At 71.6% G+C, this 24,315-nt stretch carries 22 protein-coding genes; 11 read left to right on the forward strand and 11 right to left on the reverse strand.

Features of this window, described 5'->3' with window-relative positions; translation table 11 throughout:
• Positions 1-38 precede the first annotated feature (38 nt).
• Entirely contained in the window at positions 39-1,730 is a 1,692-nt protein-coding gene (locus ORG17_RS03890; protein WP_214526653.1) for a class I adenylate-forming enzyme family protein, read from the reverse strand.
• A 197-nt stretch (positions 1,731-1,927) separates the two neighbouring features.
• Positions 1,928-4,324 (reverse strand): Ig-like domain-containing protein, encoded by a 2,397-nt coding sequence (locus ORG17_RS03895; protein ID WP_214526654.1) that lies wholly within the window; start codon positions 4,322-4,324, stop codon positions 1,928-1,930.
• A 218-nt stretch (positions 4,325-4,542) separates the two neighbouring features.
• Between ORG17_RS03895 and ORG17_RS03900 the strand changes: the two genes are divergently transcribed.
• Both ORG17_RS03900 and ORG17_RS03905 read left to right on the forward strand, forming a co-directional pair.
• The gene (locus ORG17_RS03900) at positions 4,543-5,124 is read left to right on the forward strand and encodes a LemA family protein (RefSeq protein ID WP_214526655.1); all 582 of its coding nucleotides are present in this window, start codon (positions 4,543-4,545) and stop codon (positions 5,122-5,124) included.
• A 19-nt stretch (positions 5,125-5,143) separates the two neighbouring features.
• Positions 5,144-6,046 (forward strand): M48 family metalloprotease, encoded by a 903-nt coding sequence (locus ORG17_RS03905; protein ID WP_111056961.1) that lies wholly within the window; start codon positions 5,144-5,146, stop codon positions 6,044-6,046.
• 4 nt (positions 6,047-6,050) lie between these two features.
• On the opposite strand, the gene ORG17_RS03910 is transcribed toward ORG17_RS03905, so the two are convergent.
• On the reverse strand, positions 6,051-7,334 hold the full coding sequence (locus ORG17_RS03910; protein WP_214526656.1) for a winged helix-turn-helix domain-containing protein: 1,284 nt from the start codon (positions 7,332-7,334) through the stop codon (positions 6,051-6,053).
• A 93-nt stretch (positions 7,335-7,427) separates the two neighbouring features.
• Here ORG17_RS03910 and ORG17_RS03915 point away from each other — a divergent pair, with 93 nt between their 5' ends.
• Positions 7,428-8,687 carry an AI-2E family transporter gene (locus ORG17_RS03915; protein WP_051596497.1) on the forward strand — a complete coding sequence of 420 codons (1,260 nt, stop codon included), beginning with the start codon at positions 7,428-7,430 and terminating at the stop codon, positions 8,685-8,687.
• A gap of 48 nt (positions 8,688-8,735) precedes the next feature.
• Positions 8,736-9,995, forward strand: coding sequence for a threonine ammonia-lyase (ilvA, locus tag ORG17_RS03920; RefSeq protein ID WP_027464502.1), 1,260 nt, complete (start codon positions 8,736-8,738; stop codon positions 9,993-9,995).
• A gap of 433 nt (positions 9,996-10,428) precedes the next feature.
• Here ilvA and greA read toward each other — a convergent pair whose 3' ends face one another.
• Entirely contained in the window at positions 10,429-10,917 is a 489-nt protein-coding gene (greA, locus tag ORG17_RS03925) for a transcription elongation factor GreA (protein ID WP_017886739.1), read from the reverse strand.
• A gap of 71 nt (positions 10,918-10,988) precedes the next feature.
• Positions 10,989-11,480: a DUF4307 domain-containing protein gene (locus ORG17_RS03930; RefSeq protein WP_051596498.1), complete on the reverse strand. Its 492-nt coding sequence runs from the start codon at positions 11,478-11,480 to the stop codon at positions 10,989-10,991.
• 19 nt (positions 11,481-11,499) lie between these two features.
• Between ORG17_RS03930 and mca the strand changes: the two genes are divergently transcribed.
• Together mca and ORG17_RS03940 are read left to right on the forward strand one after the other, a co-directional pair.
• Complete coding sequence (gene mca / locus ORG17_RS03935; protein WP_027464504.1) at positions 11,500-12,390, forward strand: mycothiol conjugate amidase Mca; 891 nt, start codon at positions 11,500-11,502, stop codon at positions 12,388-12,390.
• Positions 12,387-12,692 carry a hypothetical protein gene (locus ORG17_RS03940; RefSeq protein ID WP_214527052.1) on the forward strand — a complete coding sequence of 102 codons (306 nt, stop codon included), beginning with the start codon at positions 12,387-12,389 and terminating at the stop codon, positions 12,690-12,692. The genes mca and ORG17_RS03940 overlap by 4 nt, the downstream gene beginning before the upstream one ends.
• A gap of 181 nt (positions 12,693-12,873) precedes the next feature.
• Here ORG17_RS03940 and trhA read toward each other — a convergent pair whose 3' ends face one another.
• The gene (trhA, locus tag ORG17_RS03945; protein WP_051596553.1) at positions 12,874-13,593 is read right to left on the reverse strand and encodes a PAQR family membrane homeostasis protein TrhA; all 720 of its coding nucleotides are present in this window, start codon (positions 13,591-13,593) and stop codon (positions 12,874-12,876) included.
• 96 nt (positions 13,594-13,689) lie between these two features.
• On the opposite strand from trhA, the gene ORG17_RS03950 reads away from it, so the two are divergent.
• From ORG17_RS03950 to ORG17_RS03960, 3 genes are all read left to right on the forward strand, one after another.
• On the forward strand, positions 13,690-14,475 hold the full coding sequence (locus ORG17_RS03950; RefSeq protein WP_027464506.1) for an isoprenyl transferase: 786 nt from the start codon (positions 13,690-13,692) through the stop codon (positions 14,473-14,475).
• Between the two features lie 85 nt (positions 14,476-14,560).
• Positions 14,561-15,670: an aminotransferase class V-fold PLP-dependent enzyme gene (locus ORG17_RS03955; protein ID WP_214527054.1), complete on the forward strand. Its 1,110-nt coding sequence runs from the start codon at positions 14,561-14,563 to the stop codon at positions 15,668-15,670.
• Positions 15,671-16,276: 606 nt separating this feature from the next.
• Positions 16,277-17,638: a PhoH family protein gene (locus ORG17_RS03960; protein WP_173035851.1), complete on the forward strand. Its 1,362-nt coding sequence runs from the start codon at positions 16,277-16,279 to the stop codon at positions 17,636-17,638.
• Between the two features lie 170 nt (positions 17,639-17,808).
• Here ORG17_RS03960 and ORG17_RS03965 read toward each other — a convergent pair whose 3' ends face one another.
• The 5 genes from ORG17_RS03965 to xseA form a co-directional block, all read right to left on the reverse strand.
• Positions 17,809-19,212 carry a class II fumarate hydratase gene (locus tag ORG17_RS03965; RefSeq protein ID WP_214527055.1) on the reverse strand — a complete coding sequence of 468 codons (1,404 nt, stop codon included), beginning with the start codon at positions 19,210-19,212 and terminating at the stop codon, positions 17,809-17,811.
• Positions 19,213-19,337: 125 nt separating this feature from the next.
• Positions 19,338-19,952, reverse strand: a complete 615-nt coding sequence (locus ORG17_RS03970) for a carbonic anhydrase (protein ID WP_027464510.1) — start codon at positions 19,950-19,952, stop codon at positions 19,338-19,340.
• A gap of 56 nt (positions 19,953-20,008) precedes the next feature.
• Entirely contained in the window at positions 20,009-20,644 is a 636-nt protein-coding gene (locus ORG17_RS03975) for a DUF4245 domain-containing protein (RefSeq protein ID WP_111029594.1), read from the reverse strand.
• Entirely contained in the window at positions 20,641-20,886 is a 246-nt protein-coding gene (locus tag ORG17_RS03980) for an exodeoxyribonuclease VII small subunit (RefSeq protein WP_027464512.1), read from the reverse strand. The genes ORG17_RS03975 and ORG17_RS03980 overlap by 4 nt, the downstream gene beginning before the upstream one ends.
• A gap of 70 nt (positions 20,887-20,956) precedes the next feature.
• The gene (gene xseA / locus ORG17_RS03985) at positions 20,957-22,192 is read right to left on the reverse strand and encodes an exodeoxyribonuclease VII large subunit (protein WP_111056965.1); all 1,236 of its coding nucleotides are present in this window, start codon (positions 22,190-22,192) and stop codon (positions 20,957-20,959) included.
• Positions 22,193-22,318: 126 nt separating this feature from the next.
• Here xseA and ORG17_RS03990 point away from each other — a divergent pair, with 126 nt between their 5' ends.
• Both ORG17_RS03990 and ORG17_RS03995 read left to right on the forward strand, forming a co-directional pair.
• Positions 22,319-23,383 (forward strand): 4-hydroxy-3-methylbut-2-enyl diphosphate reductase, encoded by a 1,065-nt coding sequence (locus tag ORG17_RS03990; protein ID WP_081827167.1) that lies wholly within the window; start codon positions 22,319-22,321, stop codon positions 23,381-23,383.
• On the forward strand, positions 23,380-24,129 hold the full coding sequence (locus ORG17_RS03995; RefSeq protein WP_214527057.1) for a DUF6264 family protein: 750 nt from the start codon (positions 23,380-23,382) through the stop codon (positions 24,127-24,129). The genes ORG17_RS03990 and ORG17_RS03995 overlap by 4 nt, the downstream gene beginning before the upstream one ends.
• Positions 24,130-24,315 lie beyond the last annotated feature (186 nt).

Consider the following 24,315-nt stretch of genomic DNA (forward strand, 5'->3'; position numbering starts at 1 on the left):
CGGGCCTCCAGGCCGTCACCGGCCGCGTACCGGGCGCGCTACGGCTCGATCAGCCGGCCGGCTGCCGCATCCGCCGCGGCCGTGTCCTTCGCCAGGTAGTGCACCTTCTTGCCGGTGGCGTTGTAGGGAACGTCCGTGACGAAGCGGTACCGCCGCGGACGCTTGTACCGGGCGAGGCCCGGGTGGGAGCTCGTCCACTCCTCGAGCGCGGCCGCTGCCTCGGCGTCGTCGGCCGGCAGTCGGTCGCCGGCACGGACGACGTACGCCGTGACGACCTCGCCCCACCGCGGGTCCGGCACGCCCACCACGATGGAGTCGGCGACCCCGGGGTGCTCCTGCAACACCGCCTCGACCTGGACGGGGTGCACGTTCTCGCCGCCGGAGATGACCATGTCGTCCTTGCGGCCCACGATCGTGACCCGCTCGTGCTCGTCCCACGTGGCGAGGTCGCCGGGGTAGAACCAGCCGTTCGCGAACTTCTCCGCCTCGAGCCCGGGGTTCCGGTACGAGTAGCCGGACTTCACGGTGCGCACGGCGAACTCGCCGATCTCGGTGCCGTCCTTCGCCACCGTGTCGGTCGGGTCGGCCAGGCGGTCCTCGTGCACGCGGACGACGGCGACGTCGTCGTCGGTCGATGCGCGACCGGCGGAACCGGCGCCGTCCGGGAAGTCCTCGGGGCGCAGGAACGTGTTCCAGAAGGTCTCGGTGGTGCCGTAGCCGTTGAAGATCCGCGGCGACAGCAGCTCCTGGTGCCGCAGTGCCGCGGCTCGGTCGAGTGGTGCGCCCATCGTGACGATGCCGTTGAGGCTCGACAGGTCCCGCGCCCGGCGTTCCTGCGCGTCGGCGAGCTGCACCAGGTTCGGCGGAGCGCCGATCAGGAACGTCAGGCGTTCGGACTCGACCAGGTCGAGCACCCGGTCGGCGTCGAAGTGGCGCAGCGTCGTGAGCTCCGCGCCGACGTAGAACACCGGGTTCGGGCCGCCCGAGTACAGGCCGCCACGGTGGAACAGCGGCGACATGTTGAGCGTCTTGTCGAACGGACTGAGCGGGAAGTGCATGACCACGTCGTGCGCGCTGAGCACCTCGACCAGGCTCGGCAGGGGTACGGGCTTCGGCCGGCCGGTGGTGCCCGAGGTGTAGAGCCGGGTGGACTCGTCGTAGGTGCTGCCCGGACCGATCGCCGCGAGCTCCTCGGGGGAGAGGGGTTCGGACGCGAGCAGCTCGGCGAACCGGTCGTGGTCGCCGCCGACCGGGACGACCTGGTCCGGCCGGTGCGGCGACGACCCCAGCGCAGCGGCGATCGCACTCGTCCGCTCGGTGTCGTGCACCAGGACGGCGGGTGCGGAGTCCTCGATGATGAACGCGACCTCGTCCGGGGCGAGCCGGAAGTTCGTCGGCGAGAACACCGCGCCGATGCGGTGGCAGGCCAGGTAGAGCATCGCGAACTCGGGTGTGTTGAACAGCTCGACCATCACGACCGAACCCCGTCCGCCACCGTGCCGGACGAGCCACCCGGCGATCCGGTCGACGACGTCGCCGAGCTCGGCGTAGGTCCACGAGCGGTCCGTCTCCGGCTCGCGCAGCGCGGGTCGGCCGGTGAAGCGGTGGGTGTTGCGGGCGAAGCCGTTGGCGTAGGTGAAGCTGCCCTCGAACACCTCGCGGAAGCGCGTCGCGTCGTAGTCGGACCGGGTGTCCGTGTCGGGGTGGCTGTCGGGTCGGGTGTCGGTCATCATCGCTCCTGCCGCGGTCGTGCGGTGCACACCGACCGTCCTGCGCGGGCACCGGTCACGAGGCGCCGCTGCACCGCTGGTCCGGTGCGGCGTGGTCGTCCGATCGTCACACTAGCCCGCTGTCCGCGAACCGGCCCGGATGTGCGTCTTCTGTCCCGGGGGCGGTGCGGAGCGCCGCTCTGGAGGCCCGGCTCGGCTCAGACGCGTGCCGCACGCCGGTCGGTGCGCAGCCAGACCAGGGCCGCGATCGCGGCCACCACACAGGCCGCGGCGATCCCGACGAGCAGGGCCGGTGCGGCGTGCGTGCCGGTCGTCCCCGAGTAGACCGCGGTGGTCAGCGCCACGGCGACCACCGCGAGCGCGACGTACCGACCGCGGGAGGCTGCGAGCAGCGCGCTGCCGGCGGACCCCGCGACGGGCAGCAGGGTCGCGACCACGGCACCGAGGCCACCGACGCACAGGGTGATGGCGAACTCCGACCCGAGCGACACCCAGAAACCTCCGCCGGCGAGCAGGCTGTGCAGCACCCAGCCGGCCGCGGCGAGGCCGAGCAGGGCCAGCACCCGCCAGGTCGCACCCCGGGCGCTCGTGGCGATCCCGGTGCCGAGGCGGAGCGGGCCGGTCCCCAGTCCGGGGCGGCCGGACGGCACGAGGACGACACCGACGATGAGGGCGGGGGAGAGGTCGGCCGCACGGGTGACGCCGCACGCCACGAGCGCTGCGAGGACGAGCCACGGCGACACCCGGAACCCGACGGCGCGGTGATCGCTGCCGGCTGCCCACCGCGTGGCGAACACGACGGCGGCGGTCAGGACACCGGTGCCGGCGAGGACGGCGATCGCCAGACGGGCGTACCGGGCCTCGAGCTCGACGCCGACCCCGAGCAGGGTGCACAGTGCCGCGACGGACACCGCGATGGCGATGGACGCCCAGGTCGGCAGGACGTCGTCGCCCCGTGTGCGGTCCGACCGCGAGCGGTTGCGTCCGAGCAGCCCGGCGAACGGCGAGCGGAGGCGGCCTCGGGTGACCGCGGCCACGAGGGCGAGCGGCGCGGCGATGAGCAGGAGGAACCCGGCGGCGACGGCGGTGGCGACCAGGACGGTCCGCCACGAGAACGCGGCCTGGATGGTCGGGACGGTGCGGTCGTAGCTGGTCGCCGCGGTCCAGTCGCCCGCGGGGCCGGACCAGTCGGGGTGGCCTCCGGTGCTGCCGACGCCGGCCGGGGTGCTGCCGGTGCCGGTGCCGCTGCCAGTGCCGGTGCCGTCGCCGTTGCTGGACCCGTTGCCGGTGCCTGCTGCGCCGCCGTCGTCGTTGCCGCCGTCGCCCCCGTGGCCGGCGGCGTTCGTGCCGTTGGCGTTGCCGGTTCCGCCGTGGCCGGTCGTGCCGGGGGTGCCCGCCGTCGCGCTGGACCCCGGCGTCGACGTGCCCGGTGTCCCCGGGGCGTCCGTGGCGGCCGGCGTCGGTGCTGCGGTCGGGGTCGTGGTGGTGGTCCGCACCGTGACCCGCACGGCGGCTGACGACCGGGAGTAGTTGCCCGCGACGTCGTGCTGCGTCGCGGTGAGCTTGTGCCCGCCGGCGCGCAACGTCGACCCCGCGGTGGAGCACGACCACGAGGCGTCCGACCCCACCACCGCGCCGCACACCGGCGCACGGTCGACGTACACGGTCGCGCGGGCGCCGGGTTCACCGGTCCCGGCCACCGTCGTCGAGCGGGTGCCGATGCGCTGGCCGTCGTCCGGTGTCGTGATGCGCGGGGCAGCCGGCGCCGTGCGGTCGACCGTGACCGTCACGGGAGCGGAGGCCGCGCTCCGCAGGTCGGACCGGTACCCGTCGGCCGTGCTGGCAGTCTGCGACGCCGTGACGGTGAACCGACCGTCGGCCCGGGTCCCCAGGGCGGCGACCCAGCGGCCGTCTGCGCCGACCCGGGCGGCCTGCTGGGCCGAGGACCCGGACACCGAGAGCGTCACGGTCGATCCGGGGTACCCCGTGCCGGAGACCGTCCCGCCGGTGGGCCCGGCGGACGCGAGGGTCGGCGGGACGATGACGTCCGACGCCGGTGCGCTCGCGACGGGCAGTGCGGCGGTGAGGTCGCGCACCGTGAACACCTGGTGCGGACCGGAGCGGACGGTTCCGAGGCAGGCCCACGATCCGTTCGGGTCGACCCGGGTCGTGCACCCGGACGAACCCGTCGCGGCCGGACCCGTCACCCGGACCGCGTGCCCGGGGGTACCGGTGCCGTGGAAGCGCGTCGTCCCCGTCGTGACGTCACCCGGATCGGCGATCGTGGGCCGCACGGCGGGACGGGTGGGTGTGGGCGTCGGAGCGCCCGGACGGCCGGTGTTCGGCGGGGCGATCTCGCTCGTCCCGGGCGTGGCGGTGGGAGCGGCGGCGGCCGGGGCTGCCGGGGCGTCCGCAGCGGCCGTGACGACCGACGGGCCACCCGCGGCGACCGCGACGGCCGGGGCTGCCGCGGCGCCGAGCAGGGCGGCGACGAGGACCGTCGTCGCCGCTGCGAGCAGGGCGAAGCGGGGACGACGACGAGGGCTGTCGCCCCCGACAGCCCCCTCGTCCACGTTCTCCCCGCTCGTGTTCACCGGACCCATCCCACGGGATCGGCGGCCTCCGGTCAATACACCTCGCGGATGAGGTTCGGTATCGGGCCGCAGTCCGGGAGCCCGGTGTGCGTGACTCGGGAATCGGCCGTGAACACTGCTCGAGGAACAGAGCATGCTCAGCGCGTCGATAGACTTCACGATGGCCGTTCAGGCCAACGCAGCACCGCGGATCCCGACGCGCAAAGGAGTACGCCCGCATGGACACCGGACTCGTCACGACGCTCATCGTCGTCGGAGTGGTGTTGGTCGTCCTGGTGATCATTGGGATCTACCTCTGGGTGACGTACAACTCCCTCGTCACGCTCAAGGTCCGGGTCGACGAGGCCTGGAGCGACATCTCGGTGCAGCTGAAGCGCCGCGCCGACCTCATCCCCACCATCGTGGACACGGTCAAGGGGTACGCCACGCACGAGAAGGCGGTCTTCGACGACGTGACGAAGGCCCGCGCCGAGACCCTGTCCGCCGGTGATGCCGACACGGCCTCCACGGCCGAGGGGCACATGCAGAAGGCGCTGAAGAGCGTGTTCGCGGTGGCCGAGGGGTACCCGCAGCTGCAGTCGAGCCAGAACTTCCTGCAGCTGCAGTCCGAGCTCGTCGACACCGAGGACAAGATCCAGGCCGCCCGCCGGTTCTACAACGGCGGAGTGCGTGAGCTGAACACGAAGATCCGGGTGTTCCCGAACTCCACGTTCGCGAAGAACCGCGGCTTCTCCGAGGCACCGTTCTTCGAGACGAACGAGCCGGCGGCCATCGCCGAGCCGCCGCGCGTCCAGTTCTGACCACAGCGTCGGATCCGACGTGTACAGCGCCATCGCGCGGAACAAGCGCAACACCGTGGTCATCGTCCTGGTGTTCCTGCTGATCATCGGCGCGCTCGGGTTCCTCGGCGGGTACCTCGCCGGCAACGTCTCGATCGGCTTCATCGTCCTCGTGGTCGCCCTCGGGTACGCGGTGCTGCAGTACTTCCTGGCTGCACGGCAGGCCACCGCCATCGCCGGTGGGGTCGAGATCGACCGCGTCTCCGAACCACGGCTGTGGCGGACCGTCGAGAACCTCGCCATCGCGACCGGCATGCCGATGCCCCGGGTGTTCGTCATCCCCGACCCCGCGCCGAACGCCTTCGCCACCGGGCGTGACCCCGAGCACGCGGTGGTGGCGGCGACGACGGGGTTGCTCGAGCTCATGGACGACCAGGAGCTGCAGGGCGTGATGGCGCACGAGCTCGGACACGTCCGGAACTACGACATCCGGGTGTCGACGATGGTCTTCGGTCTCGTCGTGGCCGTCGGGCTCATCGCCGACGTCCTGCTCCGCATCTCGATCTTCAGCGGTCTGTCCGGCGGGCGGAACCGCAACTCGGACAACGGCGGCAGCGCCAACCCGGTGCTGCTCATCGCCGGGATCGTCGCCGTCATCGTGGCCCCGATCGCGGCGGCCGGCGTCCAGGCAGCGGTGTCCCGGCAGCGCGAGTACCTGGCCGACGCGACGGGCGCGATGACGACCCGTCACCCGGAGGGCCTGGCGCGGGCCCTCGAGAAGCTCGGTGCGTACGGTCGGCCGACGCAGACGCAGAACTCCTCGATGGCACACCTGTGGATCGCCGACCCGATGCGCCCGGGCGTGATGGACCGGCTGTTCTCCACACACCCGCCGCTGCCCGACCGCATCGCGCGGTTGCGGGCGAACGCCGACCGGTTCTGAGGGGTCAGCCGGCGCCGTCGGCTACCGAGTCGTCGGCCGACTCGACCGGTTCGGGGGCGTCCGCGTCGTCAGCGGACTCGTGCGGCACCAGGGGTACTCCGAGGGCTCCGGCGACGGCAGCAGCAGCGGTGCCGCGGTCGGTCACCTCGATCGCGCCGAGGCCCTGCCAGCTCGCGGTCCGTCGCAGTGTGTCGGCGAGACGCTCGGGGTCCAGGTGCTCGCCCGGTTCCTGCCACGCGGTCCGGACGCGGAGCACGCCGTGCTGCCGGTCGCTCTTCAGGTCGATGCGGCCGACGAGCCGGTCGTCCTGCAGCACCGGCAGCACGTAGTAGCCGAACACCCGCTTCGGGGCGGGCGTGTAGATCTCGATCCGGTAGTGGAAGCCGTACATCCGCTCGGCCCGCCGCCGGAACCAGACGACGGGGTCGAAGGGGCTCAGCACCGCGTCCGTGGACATCTGCCGGGGGACCCGAGCGCCCGCGTGCAGCCACGCCCGCTCGCCCCAGCCCTCGACCCGCACCGGCAGGAGCTCGCCGGCGTCGGTGAGCTCGGCGATCGCGGTGGCCGTGTCGTCGGAGCGCAGCCGGTAGTAGTCCGCGATGTCCGCTCGGGTGCCGATGCCGAGCGCGCGTGTGGCCTGGCGCACGAGTTCGAGCACGGCGTCGGCACGCGGCGGGGCGGTCTCGAGGAAGCCTGCGGGCAGCACCTGCTCCGGCAGGGCGTACACCCGCTCGAAGCCGACTCGTCCGGCGCTCACGGCCTCGCCCCAGCGGAACATCTGCTCGAGCCCGAGCTTCACGTCGCTCCACCCCCACCAGGGGCCGCGCCGAACGTTCGACTCGTGCTCCACCGCGCTCGCCCGCATCGGCCCCTCGGCTCGGAGCAGCGCGTGCAGTTCGCGCCGGACGGCAGCGGTCCGGGTGACGCCGTCGACCCTGGTCGGGCCGGCGTCACGCTCCCGCAGGGCGTCCATCCGCCACCGGAACAGCCGCAGGTCGTCGCGGGGGATGAACGCCGCCTCGTGCGCCCAGTACTCGGTGTACGGACCCGAACGTCCGAGCGTCAGCCGGTCGAGCGTCGACCGGTCGTAGGCCCCGAGCCGGGCGAAGAGCGGCAGGTAGTGGCTGCGTTCGAACACGTTGACGGAGTCGATCTGCAGCAGCCCGAGCCGGCCGAAGGCTGCGTTCAGCGCACGCGTCGAGACGGGTTCGGCGGGTGGTCGTCCGAACCCCTGTGCGGCGAGTGTGACCCGGCGGGCCTCGGCGGCGGAGAGCGTCGACCTGGGCATGCCGCGACGCTACCGAACCCCGCCGACATGAGGGTCCACGAACGTATGCCGTATCTGGCACCTGACGGGAAGCACATCGCTACACTCGGGCGCATGGCATGGGGAAGCAAGCAGACACACCCCGACCCCGTGGTCGAGGAATCCGTCCCGGTCGGCGTACGCATCGCCGGTGCGTGGTCGTGGCGGGCGCTCGTCGTCGTGGGCGTGATCGCCGTCTTCATCTGGCTCGTCACGGTCTTCAGCGAGATCCTCATCCCGTTCCTGGTCGGCATCGTGGTCTCGGCGCTCCTCGTCCCCATCTCGAACTGGCTGCAGCGGCACCACGTGCCGAAGTGGCTCGCCGTCGTGATGAGCCTGCTCGGCGGCATCGCGGCGCTCGGTGGCCTGATCTGGCTCGTCGTCGACCAGATCATCGCGTCCTACCCGTCCCTGCGTGACCGGACGGTGGACCAGTACGCGAACATCAAGGACTTCGTCCTGAGCTCCGGGTTCGGCATCAGCCAGTCTGACGTCAACGGCTGGCTCGACGACGGCACGAAGTGGCTGCAGGACAACTCCGCGTCGATCCTGTCCGGGGTCGCCAGCGCGGGTTCGGGGGCCACGCACGCCTTCGAGGCGCTCTTCATCATCCTGTTCACCACGATCTTCCTGCTGATCGACGGCAAGAACGTCTGGCGCTGGTCCGTCCGGCTGTTCCCGAAGAAGGCGCGCGCTGCGGTCGACGGCGCCGGTGTGGCCGGCTGGATCACCCTGACGAGCTTCATCCGCGTGCAGATCTTCGTCGCGTTCGTCGACGCGGTCGGCATCGGCCTGGGGTCCTTCATCGTCGGGCTCTTCTTCGGCGGCATGCCGCTGGTCATCCCGATCGCAGCCTTCGTGTTCCTCGGTGCGTTCATCCCGGTCGTCGGTGCCATCGTCACCGGCTTCCTGGCGGTGTTCGTCGCGCTGATCTTCAACGGTCCCCTCGCGGCGGTCCTGGTGCTCGGGGTCGTGCTGCTGGTCCAGCAGATCGAGGGCCACATCCTGCAGCCGCTCGTCATGGGCAACGCGGTCAAGGTCCACCCGCTGGCGGTCGTCCTCGGCGTCACCGCGGCCTCCGGGCTCGCCGGCATCGCCGGAGCGTTCTTCGCCGTGCCGCTGATCGCGACGCTGAACGCCATGGTCACCACCATCGCGAGCGGACGCTGGCGGCGGCTCGACTCCGACCACGTCCTCGAAGCGACGCCGAAGCGCGGGCAGCACGGGCAGATCCAGTTGCTCCGACGCCGTCGGCACAAGGTCGGCGACGACGTGCCGGCACCGGGCGTCGACTCGGGTCCCTCGGCCGAGGAAGACACCGCCAGCACCAACTGAGCGTCACACGAGTTCGCCGCGGGGGCCGGGAGCGACGATGATGGGGGAGTGACCGACACCAGCGCCTCCCCGCACACGCTCACCGCGATCCCGACCCTCGCGGACATCGAGGCGGCGCGCGAGACCATCAAGGGCGTCGCACGCGTCACCCCGATGGAGACGTCGCAGTTCCTCGCCGAGCTGCTCGGGTCCCCGGTGCACCTGAAGTGCGAGAACCTGCAGCGCACGGGTGCCTATAAGGTCCGCGGTGCCTACAACCGCCTCTCGACCCTGTCCGCCGAGCAGCGCGCCAAGGGCGTCGTCGCCGCGAGCGCCGGCAACCACGCGCAGGGTGTCGCCCTCGCCGCCCGCGAGCTCGGCATCCCCGCGACGATCTTCACGCCGGTCGGCGTCGCCCTGCCCAAGCTGCAGGCCACCCGCCACTACGGCGCCGACGTCGTGCTGCGGGGCCACTCCGTGGAAGAGGCGCTGAGCGCCGCGAAGGACTTCGCCGCCCACACCGGGGCCGTGTTCATCCCGCCGTTCGACCACCCGGCCGTGATCGCCGGGCAGGGCACGCTCGGCCTCGAGATCATCGACCAGGTGCCGGACGTCGACACCGTCGTCGTGCCGATCGGTGGCGGCGGCGTCATCTCCGGCATCGCGCTCGCCGTGAAGGGCATGGCCGAGCGGCTCGGACGGCAGATCCGGGTCATCGGCGTGCAGGCGGAGAACGCCGCGGCCTACCCGTCGTCGATCACCGCCGGCGAGCCCGTCACCATCACCACGAAGCCGACCATCTCGGACGGCATCGCGGTGGCGCGCCCCGGCGACCTGAACTTCCCGATCATCCGCGACCTGGTCGACGACATCGTCACCGTCTCGGACGACGACACCGCCCGCGCACTGCTCGTCCTGCTCGAGCGCGCCAAGCTCGTGGTCGAGGCAGCGGGGGCCGTCGGCGTCGCCGCGATCATGTCCGGTGCCGTCCGCGACACCGGCCGCACCGTGGTGCTGCTGAGCGGCGGCAACATCGACCCGCTCATGATGGAACGCGTGATCACCCGCGGGCTCGTGGCGGCCTCGCGCTACATCGGGATCCGCATCATGCTCCCGGACCGCCCGGGTCAGCTCGCCCGCGTCGCGCAGGTCATCTCGGACGCCGGCGCGAACGTGGTCGAGGTGCTGCACACCCGCCACGGCCAGGGCCTGGTCATCAACGAGGTCGCGCTGGACCTGTCGATCGAGGCGCGCGGCCCGGAGCACGCGCAGGAGGTCATCCAGCGCCTGCACGAGGTCGGCTTCCGCCCGGAACTCCTCGAGCACTAGTCCGCGACGGGCTCTGACGCGACGATGTCGCTGTCGTCCGACAGCGTTCCTGTCGCTGGTGCGCGCGCGCAATTGTCGCGGCCGCGTGCAAGCGACTCTGTCGTTGTCGTACGACAACGACCGTGTCGTTCTGCGTCCGCCCCGCGGCGGCGCGACCAGCGGACAGACGGGAGGCCCGTGGCGGTGTCGCCACGGGCCTCCCGTCTGCAGCGGGCCGAGTCTACGGCTGACGCGACGATGTCGCTGTCGTCCGACAGCGTTCCTGTCGCTGGTGCGCGCGCGCAATTGTCGCGGCCGTGTGCAAGCGACTCTGTCGTTGTCGTACGACAACGACCGTGTCGTTCTGCGTCCGCCCCGCGGCGGCGCGACCAGCGGACAGACAGGAGGCCCGTGGCGGTGTCGCCACGGGCCTCCTGTCTGCAGTGGGCCGGGTCTACGGCTCGTAGCGCTCGATCTTGACGACCTCGACGGCGATCTCCTTGCCGTTCGGTGCCGTGTACGTGGCCTTGTCGCCGGCCTTGAGGCCGACGATGGCCGCGCCGACGGGGCTGACGGGGCTGTAGACCGTCAGGTCCGAGCCCTCGGCGACGATCTCGCGGCTGCCGACCAGGAAGGTGGACTCGTCGCCGGCGATGACCGCCGTGACGACGGTGCCCGGCTCGACCGTCCCGTCGAACTCCGCTTCGCTGACGGTGGCGTGCTTGAGGAGCTCGGTGAGGACGCGGATGCGGGCTTCGATCTTGCCCTGCTCGTCCTTCGCGGCGTGGTAGCCGCCGTTCTCCTTGAGGTCGCCCTCTTCGCGAGCGGCCTCGATGCGGCGCGCGATCTCGGCACGGCCCTCGCCGCTCAGCTCGTCGAGCTCCGCCTTGAGACGGTCGTGCGCCTCCTGGGTCAGCCAGGTGACCTGCGTGTCGTTGCTCATGTTCTGTCCCTTCGACCATGAAAAAACGAGACCGGCCGAGTGGTCGGTCTCGAGAGGCGAATCAGGTCAGTCTAGGGAATCCAGCAGTCGTGGATCAAGCCGGTCACGCCCCGCGTCGTCGTGGTGACCTGCGTGGAGATGCTCCGGCTGCGCTGTTCGGACGCCGGGACGGTGATCTCCTTCCAGCCCACGATCGAGTAGCTCTTGTCGAGGACCTGCACGGCGCACTTCGCCTCGACGCCCGGGTCGACGGACACCTGCGAGTGGACGACGGTGCTGTGCTCGGACAGCACCTCGTACCCGATGACGTCCTGGTCGAGGCCGCGGTCGGACTGGTCGAGCCCGGCCCAGATCACCCACGCACCGAAGACCACGACGACCGCGATGGCCGCGACGATCGCGAAGAGGCGGCTGCGGCGCTTGCGGGCCGGGGTGCGGCCGTAGCGCTCGTCGAGGGTGGCGGTCTGGGTCTGTTCGGACAGTTCGGGGCTCCCGGGGTGGATATCCTGATCCCAGGGTAGTTCACGCGATGCTGTGCGCTGCCCGCGTCCGACGCCGCTCACCCGCAGTGAGGAACCCCACGTGCCCTACCGTCTGCTGGCCGTCCACGCCCACCCCGACGACGAGTCGAGCAAGGGTGCCGCGACCGCCGCGAAGTACGTGGCCGACGGGCACCAGGTGCTCGTCGTGTCCTGCACCGGTGGCGAGGCCGGCGACATCCTGAACGACCAGCTCGGTGAGCCGGCGACGAGCCGTGCCCACCGTGACATGGCCGGGTACCGCCGCACCGAGATGGCCGCGGCGCAGCAGGCGCTCGGCATCGACCACGTGTGGCTCGGGTACCACGACTCGGGGCTGCCCGACGCCGAGAAGGGCGAGACGGTCCGGCCGGGCACGTTCTCGACGGTGCCGCTCGAGTACAGCACCGAGGCCCTCGTCCGCGTGATCCGCCGGTTCCGCCCGCACGTCCTCGTCACCTACGACGAGAACGGCGGCTACCCGCACCCCGACCACATCCGCACGCACGAGGTCTCGATGGCCGCGTGGTCGGCCGCCGCCGACCCGTCGGCGTACCCGTCCGCCGGTGCCCCGTGGTCGATCGCGAAGCTCTACTACGAGCGCACGATGAACCCGCGCCGCTTCAGCACGATCTTCGAAGCCCTGCAGGAGCGCGACCCGGACAGCCCCGCGATCGAGCAGCTGCGCGAGTGGGTCGAGCGGTTCGCCGACCGGCCCGACCTCGCCACCACCCACGTCGACGTGCACGAGTACTTCGACCAGCGTGACGCCGCACTCCGCGCGCACGCCAGCCAGGTCGCACCGGACAGCGCCTTCTTCTACTGGCCGAACGACCTCCTCGCGACGGTGTGGCCGACCGAGGACTACCAGCTCGTGGAGGCACGCGTGCCGACCGAGCTCCCGGAGACCGACCTGTTCGCCGGGATCCCAGCCGACAAGGAACCGACCTCGTGAGCACCATCGCGGCGGCACTCGCCGCCACCCCCAGTCCCAGCCCCTCGGTCGTCCCCGACGTCGACGTCACCCCGGGTGTCGTCGGGTTCATCGCGATCGCACTCGTCGCGATCGTGACGATCCTGCTCGTGGTGGACATGACCCGACGCATCCGTCGGACCCGTTACCGCGCCGAGGTGCGCGAGCGGCTCGAGGCCGAGGCGAACGGCACCGCGGGCGACGGCTCCGCGACGGACGAGCCGGAGCGGCGGGCGGCCGAGGACGGCCGGGCCGACGTCGGCGACGACACCGAGCGCGGCTGACGCGACCGGGTACGGACTGGAGGCCCGTGGCGGCACCGCCACGGGCCTCCAGTCCGCCTCGTGCGCACCTACCGGAACCGGGCGTACCTGGTCGAATCGGGCGTGCCTGGTCAGAACTTCCGGGTGAGTACGCCCGGAACCACCAGGCATCGCACCCGTTCTGGGAAGGAACGTGCGACGGTCAGCGCACCGGGTCCAGCGCGACGATGAGCACGCCGACCCACTGCGCACCGAAGGCCACCACGGTCAGGGCGTGGAACACCTCGTGGAACCCGAACTGCGTCGGCACCGGGTTCGGCCGCTTGAAGCCGTAGACCAGCGCGCCGATGATGTACGCGACGCCGCCGGACAGGATGAGCACGGTCATCGGCACGCTCGCCGCGAAGAACTGCGGCAGCAGCCCGAGGGCAGCGCACCCGAGCACCAGGTAGATCGGGACGTACAGCCACCGGGGCGCGTTGATCCAGAGCACCCGGAACGCGATGCCGAGCGCTGCGCCCGACCACATCACCCAGAGCACGACGACCATGAGCGTGTGCGGCAGGGCGCAGATCGCGACGGGCGTGTAGGTGCCGGCGATGAGCAGCAGGATGTTGGTGTGGTCGATGCGCTTCAGCACGGCCTTCACCTTCGGCCCCCACGGGAACCGGTGGTAGGTCGCGGAGACACCGAACATCGCGAGCGACGTCGCCATGAACACCGCGCTGCCGACCTTCGCTGCGGTGCTGTCGGCGAGGGTGATCAGGACGATCCCCATCGCGATCGCGAACGGGAACGCACCGAGGTGGATCCAGCCGCGCCACGCCGGACGGGGTTCGGCAGCGGTCGTGGTGGCGGTCGCCGACGCCTCTTCCGTGAACGGGACGTGGGGGAGTGTTCCGGTCTCGTGCTCGTCCTGCATGGTCCCGACCATAGGGCCTGACCCCGAACGACAGCCACGTGTCCGCAGAGCGGGTGCTTCAGGGAGCGTGTGCCGGTGGTGCACTACGCTCGGTGCGTGACCGGGACGGCGGGATGGACAGGGCGAGGGATCCTCTACCGCGCCTACCAACGCCGGATCCGCCGCCAGCTCGAGGGGGCAGCGAAGCCCAAGCACGTCGCCATGATCGTGGACGGCAACCGTCGCTGGGCGAAGCAGCTCGGACTCGAGTCCGCCGCACACGGCCACCGCGCCGGCGCCGCGAAGATCCCGGAGTTCCTGACGTGGTGTGACGACCTCGGCATCGAGGTCGTGACGCTGTACCTGCTGTCAGCCGACAACCTGACGGGTCGCGGCGGCGAAGAGCTCGAAGAACTCGTGGGGATCATCGCCGACCTCGCCGGGGTCCTGGCCGACAACCGAGACTGGCGCGTGCAGCACGTCGGGTCGAACGAGGGCCTGCCGGAGAACCTGGTGACCGCGCTCGAACAGGCCGAGCAGCGCACCGCCGGCCGCACCGGGCTGCACGTCAACCTGGCCGTCGGCTACGGCGGCCGTCGTGAGATCGCGGACGCCATGCGCAGCATCGTGCAGGCGCACGGCGCGGGTGGCGGCACCATCGACACCCTGGCCGAGGTGCTGACGCCGGAGCTCATCGGCGACCACCTGTACACGCAGGGTCAGCCCGACCCCGACCTGGTGATCCGGACCTCTGGCGAGCAGCGGCTGTCCGACTTCATGCTGTGGCAGAGCGCGCACAGCGAGTTCTACTTCGTCGAGGCGTTCTACCCGGACCTGCGCGAGGTCGACTTCCTCCGGGCGGTCCGCGACTTCGGGCTCCGGTCGCGTCGCTTCGGCGGCTGAGCAGCCAGCTCCCGCACCGGGTTCGTCGGCGGAGCCGCGTCCCAGTAGGCTCTCAGGGTTCAACCCTGTGAAAGGTGCACCACCTGTGAACATCGACGAGTACGCCGCTGGCTTCTCCGAAGACCCCGGTTACCTCGACCACGCTGCGTTCGGCCCCGTGCAGACCGCCGTGCTCGAGGAGCAGCGTGTGCTCGGCACGATCCAGGCACACATGCGCTTCGGCGCCATGGAGACCCTCGACGAGCAGGATGCCCGCGTCCGCACCGTCGCCGCCCGCCTGGTCGGCCGCCGCGAGGACCAGGTCGTCTCGCAGGCCGCGACGACCCCGGGCCTGCTGCACACCGCCTTCGGCCTGACCGGCGGCGTGCTCGTGTCCGCCGATGAGTACCCATCGCTGCCGCTCGCACTGGCCAGCGCCGCCTCGGCCACCGGTGGACGGGTACAGCCCGTCGTCATCGAGTCGGGTGCCGGCTGGGTGACCCCCGAGCTGATCCGTGAGCGCCTGACCGACGAGGTGACCGCCGTCGCTGTGTCCCTGGTCGACTGGCGCACCGGCTACCTGACCGACCTCGCCGCCATCCGCGAGGTCATCGGCGACCGCCTGCTCATCGTCGACGCGATCCAGGGCTTCGGCGTCGTCGACGCCCCGTACGAGGTCGCCGACGTCGTCGCCACCGGCGGGCAGAAGTGGTTGCACGCCGGGTGGGGCACCGGGTTCGTGGCGTTCAGCGACCGTGCGCTGAACCGGATCCGTCCGGCACTGTCCGGCCCGCACGGCACGTCCGGCTGGCCCACCGAGGTCCCGGCGGTGCGTCCGGGGGCGGCCGGCTTCCAGATGTCCCGCATCGACCCGGTCGCGCAGGCCCGGCTCGCGGTGTCGCTCGAGCGCCTCACCGCGGTCGGCGTCGCCGCCGTGCAGGAGCGGATCACCGACCGCGTCGAGCGCGTGTTCGCCATCGCCGACGAGTTCGGGCTCGAGGTCGAGTCCAGCCGCGACCCGGCCGAGCGCGCCGGCATCGTGGTGCTCCGGCCGATGCAGGGTTGCGTGACGGCCCTGTCCGCCGCGATGCACAACCACGGTGTCACCGCGACCACGCGGCTCGGGGTCGCGCGCGTGTCCGTGTTCCCGTCGACCACCGACGAGACCCTGGACATGTTCCGCGACGCCTGCGTCTCGTACGCCACCATGCAGTAGCAGCGGCGCGCCTGCTGTCCGGCGTCCGGAGCCGTTCCGGGGCCGTTCCGCAGTCCGGGAGCGGTCACGACACCCCGCTCACGTCCGCCGAGTGGTCACCATCTGTCGGCCGGAGTCGTCGCAGCCGACGGTTCGTGACCAGCCGAGGCCACCCACGCGACGAGTCGCGACCAACGGACGGCCTGGAAGCGCGGCGCCAGGCCGCCACGAGCCTCCGGTCCGGGGCTGGCGAGCGGTCACGACACCCCGCTCACGTCCGCCGAGTGGTCACCACCTGTCGGCCGGAGGGGCCGCAGTCGACGGTTCGTGACCAGTCGACGCTGCCCGGGCGACGAGTCGCGACCCACGGACGGCCTGGAGGCGCGGTGCCAGGCCGCCACGGGCCTCCAGCTGGCAGCACGCGAGCGGCGTCGCGAGCCACGCTCGCGTTGTTCACGCGACCGTAACTCCGGAAACCGCGTGTCGCTGTCAGCGTGTCGGGGGCCGGACGTACGTTGTCCCCATCGGGCACCGCGCCCGATCGAAGCGGCCACAGTCGGTGCTTCGGGACCCGCTCCGTGGCCGCGTTCGAGGACAGGACCGGGCCCGTCGCGGCCCGGGGATGGAGTGGTCGTGACCTCTCAGAACGTCTCTCGCGGAGCACAGCAGCAGCACACCGCGGACTCGTCCACATCGGTCGCCCAGCGCACGTACGTGCTCGACACATCGGTGCTCCTCAGCGATCCGCGGGCCTTGTTCCGCTTCGCCGAGCACGCCGTGGTCCTGCCCGTGGTGGTCGTCAGCGAACTCGAGTCGAAGCGCAACGACCCGGAGATCGGGTACTTCGCCCGGCAGGCCCTCCGGCTGCTCGACGAACTGCGCATCGAGCACGAGCGGCTCGACTTCCCGATCGCGATCGGCGACGGCGGCTCGTTCCGCGTCGAACTGAACCACTCCAACCAGTCTGTCCTGCCGTCGGGCCTGCAGCTCGGCGACAACGACTCCCGCATCCTCGCCGTCGCGTCGAACCTGAAGAACGACGGGCTCGACGTCGTCGTCGTGTCGAAGGACCTGCCGCTCCGGGTCAAGGCGTCGTCGATCGGCATGGCGGCGGAGGAGTACCGCGCCGAGCTCGCGGTCGACTCGGGCTACACCGGCATCGCCGACCTGCAGGTCTCCGGCGAGCAGATGTCCGACCTGTACGAGAAAGAGGAGATCCGCTCCGCGAAGCTCGACGGCGTCCCGGTGAACACCGGGGTCGTCATCCACTCCGAGCGTGGATCGGCCCTCGGCCGCGTGCACGTCGCCGGAGCCGTCGCCCTGGTGCGCGGCGACCGCGAGGTCTTCGGACTCCGCGGACGCTCGGCCGAGCAGCGGCTCGCCATCGACGCCCTGCTCGACTCGGAGATCGGCATCGTCTCGCTCGGCGGCAGCGCCGGCACCGGCAAGTCGGCGCTCGCCCTGTGCGCCGGACTCGAGGCGGTGCTCGAACGGCAGCAGCACAAGAAGATCATGGTGTTCCGCCCGCTGTACGCCGTGGGCGGGCAGGACCTGGGCTTCCTGCCCGGTGACGCCGGCGAGAAGATGAACCCGTGGGCGCAGGCCGTCTACGACACCCTCGGCTCGGTCGTATCGGACAACGTCCTCGACGAGGTGATCGAGCGCGGCCTGATCGAGGTGCTGCCCCTGACCCACATCCGCGGCCGCTCCCTGCACGACGCCTTCGTGATCGTCGACGAGGCGCAGTCGCTCGAACGGAACGTGCTGCTCACGATGCTCTCGCGCATCGGCCAGAACTCGCGGGTCGTGCTCACCCACGACGTCGCGCAGCGCGACAACCTGCGGGTCGGCCGGCACGACGGGATCGCGTCGGTCATCGAGCGGCTCAAGGGGCACCCGCTGTTCGCGCACGTCACGTTGACGCGGTCCGAACGCTCCGCGATCGCCGCCCTGGTCACGGACCTGCTGGACTCGCCCGACCTGGTGTAGCGGCAGGCACTGACGGGGTTTCGCGCTGACCGACAGGTCACGCGCTTCCGGGCGCGTGCCCTGTCGGTCAGCGCGTGAGGCGGGTCGAGCCGCCATCGGACGGACGGGAGGCCCGGTGCCAGCTGGCACCGGGCCTCCCGTCCGTCCTGGGGTGCGTCAGGAGCGTCGTGCTACTTCGGGTGGGTCATGCTGAGGACGTCGAGCGCCTCGTCGAGCTGCGCCTCGGTGACCTCGCCGCGCTCGACGTGGCCGAGGGCCACGACGGCTTCGCGGACGGTGAGGCCCTCGGCGACGGCGTACTTCGCGACCTTCGCCGCCGCTTCGTAGCCGATGACCCGGTTGAGCGGCGTGACGATCGACGGCGAGGACTCCGCGAAGGCGCGGGCGCGCTCGAGGTTCGCCTGGAGCCCGTCGATGGTCTTGTCGGCGAGCACGCGCGAGCTGTTCGCCAGCAGCCGGATCGACTCGAGCAGCGCCGTGCCCATCACCGGGATGGCGACGTTGAGCTCGAACGAACCCGAGGCCCCGGCCCAGGCGATGGTGGCGTCGTTGCCGATGACCCGGGCACCGACCATCAGGGTGGCCTCGGGGATCACCGGGTTCACCTTGCCGGGCATGATCGAGGAGCCGGGCTGCAGGTCGGGGATGTGCAGCTCGCCCAGGCCGGTGTTCGGACCCGAGCCCATCCAGCGCAGGTCGTTGTTGATCTTCGTCAGGCTGACGGCGAGCACCTTGAGCGCTCCGGAGGCCTCGACCAGGGCGTCACGCGCACCCTGCGCCTCGAAGTGGTCGACGGCCTCGGTGATCGGCAGGTCGGTGTCGCTCGCGAGCTGGGCGATGACCCGCTGCGGGAAGCCCTTGGGGGTGTTGATGCCGGTGCCGACCGCGGTGCCGCCGAGCGGGACCTCGGCGACGCGGGGGAGCGTCGCCTGCACCCGTTCGATGCCCAGGCGGATCTGGCGTGCGTAGCCGCCGAACTCCTGCCCGAGGGTGACGGGCGTGGCGTCCATCAGGTGCGTCCGGCCGGACTTCACGGCGTCGGCCCAGAGTGTGGCCTTCGCTTCGAGGGACTCGGCGAGGTGCTCGAGAGCGGGCACGAGGGTGCGGAGGAGCGCCTCGGTCACGGCGACGTGCACGGAGGTGGGGAAGACGTCGTTCGACGACTGCGAGGCGTTGACGTGGTCGTTCGGGTGCACCGCCGAACCCGCGATGTCGGACGCCAGTGTCGCGAGCACCTCGTTCATGTTCATGTTCGACGATGTGCCGCTGCCGGTCTGGTAGACGTCGACCGGGAACTGGTCGTGGTGCTGGCCGCCGATGATCAGGTCGGCCGCACCGGCGATGGCGTCGGCGACGGCGGGCTCGACGATGCCGAGTTCACCGTTCACGATGGCCGCCGCCCGCTTGATCCGCGCGAGCGCCACGATCTGTGCCGACTCGAGCCCGGTGCCCGAGATGGGGAAGTTCTCGACGGCGCGCTGGGTCTGGGCACGGTAGAGCGCCGACTTCGGCACCCGTACCTCGCCCATGGTGTCGTGCTCGATGCGGAACTCGGTCGGGGTGGTGTCGGTCACGTCGTCGTGGTCCTTCCTGGGGTGCTCGCCGGTCGCGGTCGCGCCGGCCCGTGCCTGCGCCCCGGGGTCGCCGGGGCGGTCGTCGTCGGGCTGGGTCTTGTCTGGCTGGGTCTTCGTCGGGTTGGTCAGACCTGGCCGACGACGGTGTCGATGGTGACTTCCCCGGTGGCGAGGTCGTAGGTCGCCCCGACGACGGCCAATCTACCCTCGGCCACGGCATCGGAGACCGCGCCGGAGCGCTCGATCACCTGGCGGAGGGTGGCTTCGAGGTGTGCGGCGCCGACGGCTTCCTGCGGGAGCTCGGCGTCGGTGAGCCGGACCTTCTCGACACTCGGGGCGATCGCGTCCACGAGGGCCTGCAGGTGCGGGGCGGGGACGGGCTCACCGGAGCGGGCTGCCGCGACGGCACCGCACCGGGTGTGCCGGAGCACGACGACCAGCGGTGTGCCCAGGGCGACGACCGCGAACTCGATCGAGCCGAGCACGACGTCGTCGACGATCTGCCCGGCGTTGCGGATGGCGAACAGGTCGCCGATGCCGGCGTCGAAGACGTGCTCGAACGGCACCCGCGAGTCCGAGCAGCCGAGGACGGTCGCGAACGGCGACTGCGATCCTTCGAGCTCGGTGCGGCGATCCGGGTCCACGCGGCCCATCCGGCGCTTGTCGGCGGCGAAGCGGGCGTTGCCGTCGACGAGCAGGCGCAGGGCGTCGGACGGGGTGGAGGCGGCGCGGTCGGGCATGGGGCTCCTCGGTTCGGGTGGGACGGGGTGGTGACTGGCGGGGCGGTGCCCGTCGTCTACTCGGTCAGTTCTCGGGAGACGGCGGTCGCGACGGTCCGGAAGGCCTTGTCGTCGGCGGTGCCGGAGAGCACGATCGTGTTCTTGCCGAACGTCGAGACGAGCGAGTACGCGTGGTTGCCGGCGTCGGTGCCCTCGGCGCGGCGGTCGTAGACGGTCCACTCCGTGTCACCGATCGTGCGGTCACCGGTGGACGGCCGCTGGTCGAGCTGGTTCGACACCCACGAGGCGTTGGCGTCGATGCCCTGCTGCAGGCCGAGGTACTGCTTGTCCGGCGTCACGAAACCGACGGTCCAGACGTCCACGCCGTCGGTGGTCTTGCTCGCGAAGTCCGCGCGGTTGGCGCTGTAGCCGTCCGGAAGCGGCGGCGCCACCAGGGTGACGTCGTCGACGTTCGCCTTCGCCGCGATCTGCTGGTAGTCGACGGTGCGGTCGACCGTGGTGTCCGGCCGGACGACGACCGCCACCAGGAACAGCACGATGCCGAGCGAGGCGATGAGCGCGATGACCAGGTTGAACGCGGTCTGGTGCTGCCGGCGGGCGGTCCGGGCAGCGTCCTTGCGGGCCCAGGTCTCCTCGGCCGTCTCGGGGCGACCGAGCTCGGCGACGATCGGGCGGCCGTCGGGGTCGGTCATCGGCCGGAGCCGTCCTGGGCGTCGCTGGCGGCACGGGCCGCGTCGAGCCGTGCACGAGCGCCGACGAGCCACTCTTCGCACCGGGCGGCGAGGGCTTCGCCCCGCTCCCACAGCGCCAGCGAACGCTCGAGGGTCGCGGAGCCCTGTTCGAGCTCGCTCACGACGCGCACGAGTTCGTCACGGGCCGCTTCGTAGCTCAGCGACTGGACGTCGGTCTGCTCGGGTTCCTGCTGGGATGACACGGGACGATCCTACCGAGCGTCCACCGACGATCCGACGCCCGGTCCCAGGCTGTGGAGAACGCCGTGGTGGTCAGGAGCCGTCCGGGCCGGGGCCGTCCGGTTCGAGCGTGCCCGTGGCCGTGCCGGCACCGAGCGTGACGTGCACCGGCGTCGCTCCGGACAGGTCGTCGGTGCCGCGGACGACACCCCCGTCGGCACGCTGCACGATGGCGTACCCGCGGCGCAGGGTGTCACGGGGCGAGAGCGCGCGGAGGCGGGCGGTCAGGTGGCCGACCTCGGAGTGCCCGCGTTCGAGCCGGCGGTCGAGCAGTTCGCGGGCACGGGACAGGTCGCGCGCGACCTCTTCCGCACGGGTGTCGACGAGCCACGCGGTCGACGCCAGGGCCGGCCGCGACCGCAGCGCGGCGAGCCGGTCGGCCTCGACCGACAGCGTGTGCGAGAGCCGCAGCCCGAGTCGGGCGCGGGCCGCCCGGACGTTGGCGAGTTCCTCGGCGACGTCGGGCACGACGCGCTTGGCGGCGTCCGTCGGGGTCGAGGCGCGCAGGTCGGCGACCTCGTCGAGGATCGGGCGGTCGGCCTCGTGCCCGATCGCCGAGACGATCGGGGTCGACGCCGAGGCCGCGGCACGGACGAGTCCTTCGTCGCTGAAGCCGAGCAGGTTCTGGAAGTCACCGCCGCCGCGGGCGATGATGATGACGTCGACCTCGGGGTCGGCGTCGAGCTCGAGGATCGCCGCCGTGACCTCGCCCACGGTCCGTTCGCCCTGCACGGCCGTGTGCACGGTGCGGAACTCCACCTGGGGCCACCGCAGCTGCGCGTTCCGCTTGACGTCCTTCTCGGCGTCGGAGTCCTTGCCGGTGATCAGACCGATGCGGTGCGGCAGGAACGGCAGACGGCGCTTGCGGGACGGGTCGAACAGCCCTTCCTCGGCGAGGGTGCGACGGAGGCGCTCGAGGCGTTCGAGCAGGTCTCCGAGGCCGACGTGCTTCATCTCGACGACCTGCATGGTCAGCGAGCCGCCCTTGACCCAGTAGTTCGGCTTGAGCGCGGCGACGACACGGTCGCCCTGCTTGATGTCCGCCGGCACCCGGGAGCGCACGCTCGACCAGATGGAGAACGACACGGTGGCGTCGACCTCGACGTCCTTGAGCTTGCCGTACACGTTGCCGCCGGCGACGTTCCACTGCGTGATCTCGCCCTCGACCCACGCGGTGCCGAGCCGGTCGATCCAGTCGCGCAGCTTCGCGCCGAGGAGCGCGACCGGCCACGGGTTGTCGGCCGTCGGCGGGCCCTGTTCGATCGCCATGTCGCTCCTTGTCCTGCTGGGACGTCCATCGTGCCCGAGACCGGTGACAGGGGACGGCCGTCGTGTTCTCCACAGGCGCCCCGCGCGCCCAGGTCGCGTGCGTGCTGCTCACCTATCATCAGGGACGTGACGATCACCAACGGCCACACGGTCCCGCTCGCCCCGCCGCGTGTGCACGCGGCACGGGGCCGACTGCGTGACGAACCGGTCGCCGGCCCCAAGAAGGTGCTGCTCGCGGCGCCCCGTGGCTACTGCGCCGGGGTGGACCGCGCGGTCGTCGCGGTCGAGAAGGCCCTGGAGCAGTACGGCGAGCCCGTCTACGTCCGCAAGCAGATCGTCCACAACGTGCACGTGGTGTCGACGCTCGAGCAGCGCGGTGCCGTCTTCGTCGACGACGTGGCCGAGGTCCCCCGGGGTTCGCACGTCGTCTTCAGCGCGCATGGTGTGTCGCCGGCCGTCGTCGCGGGTGCCGCCGAGCGCGACCTGCACGCCATCGATGCCACCTGCCCCCTCGTCACCAAGGTCCACCGCGAAGCCACCCGGTTCGCCAAGGCCGAGCGCACCATCATCCTGATCGGGCACGCCGGCCACGAAGAGGTCGAGGGCACGATGGGGCACGCCCCGGACCGCACGATCCTGGTGAACGGCCCCGACGACGTCGCCGCCCTGTCGGTCCCCGACCCGGACAACCTCGTCTGGCTGTCGCAGACCACGCTCAGCGTCGACGAGACGATGGAGACCGTGCGGCTGCTGCGGGAGAAGTTCCCGGCCATCCAGGACCCCCCGTCGGACGACATCTGCTACGCCACCCAGAACCGCCAGGTCGCGATCAAGAAGGTCGCGCCCGGTGCCGACCTGGTGATCGTGGTCGGCTCCGCGAACTCGTCGAACAGCGTCCGTCTGGTCGAGGTCGCGCTCGAGCACGGTGCGCGGGCCGCCCACCGTGTCGACTACGCGGAAGAGATCCAGCAGGAGTGGCTCGACGGTGTCGAGACGGTCGGCGTGACCAGCGGTGCGTCCGTGCCGGAAGAACTCGTGGCCGAGGTGCTCGAGCAGCTCGCCGACGCCGGGTACGCCGCCGTCGAAGAGGTCGTCACCGCGCACGAAGACCTGATGTTCTCGCTCCCCAAGGAGCTCCGCACCGACGCCTCGGGCAACCCGACGCGCGCGCTCGGCGGGCGTCGGGCATGAGCGGCGCGGACGGCTGGTCCTCTGTCCCGCGCCGCGACCCGGCGAACCAGGTCGACGCCGGTTCCGGTGCCGGCCAGGAGGCCCGGGGTGCGTCCCCGACGTCGGCCGCCGGTCCCGTGGACGGCCGGCCCCAGGGCCGTCCCGCACCCGGGTACGGCGAGTACGCGCCAGAGGGGTGGGTCAACCCGGTCCTCGTCGAGCAGGAACGCCAGGAGCGTGAGCGTCAGGCACGGGAACGGCAGGACCAGGCCTCCGCCGCCGGCGCGCGTGACGCTGCTCCGAGCGACGGCGTCCACGGCGACCGCGCCGGCACGGATGCCCGCTCCGGGGCGATCCCTGCCGGGGCACAGGGGTCGATGGCCCGCAGCCGGTTCGGCCGCACGCCCGCCGACTTCGTACTCACCGTCGGGCTGCTCGCCTTCGGGCTCGTCTCTGTCGTGCAGTCGCTGTCGGTCGGCAAGGTCGCCTCGACCGTGCGGCGCACCCTCGAGGCCCAGTACACGGCCCTGAACGACCCGAGTGCCCTCAGCACGGCCGCCGCCATCGCCGCGATCACCAACGTGTTGGTCTTCGCCCTGGTCGCCTGGTGGTCCATCCGTCGGCTCCGAGCACGGAAGCGGACATTCTGGGTGCCGCTGGTCGGAGCCGTCGTCGCCACGGCGATCAGCGTGATCGCGTTCGTCGTCGTGGTCATGCAGGACCAGGCCTTCGTCGACTTCATGCTGCGGCAGTCCGGCGGCGCCTGAGCGCCTGAGCGCCTGACCGCCTGACCGCCGGGTTGCTCGCGGTGCCGGCCTCCGCGCGCCGAGTGGTCGCAACGCGCCGCGGGCCCGCCGTCGAGTGGTCAGAACGTGTCGTTCGGCACCGGCTCGACCGACAGTTCGTGACCTCTCGGCCCTGGGCGCGCGGGGAGTCTTGACCTCTCGGCAGCA

The organism is Curtobacterium flaccumfaciens pv. betae, assembly GCF_026241855.1.
GTDB lineage: Bacteria > Actinomycetota > Actinomycetes > Actinomycetales > Microbacteriaceae > Curtobacterium > Curtobacterium flaccumfaciens.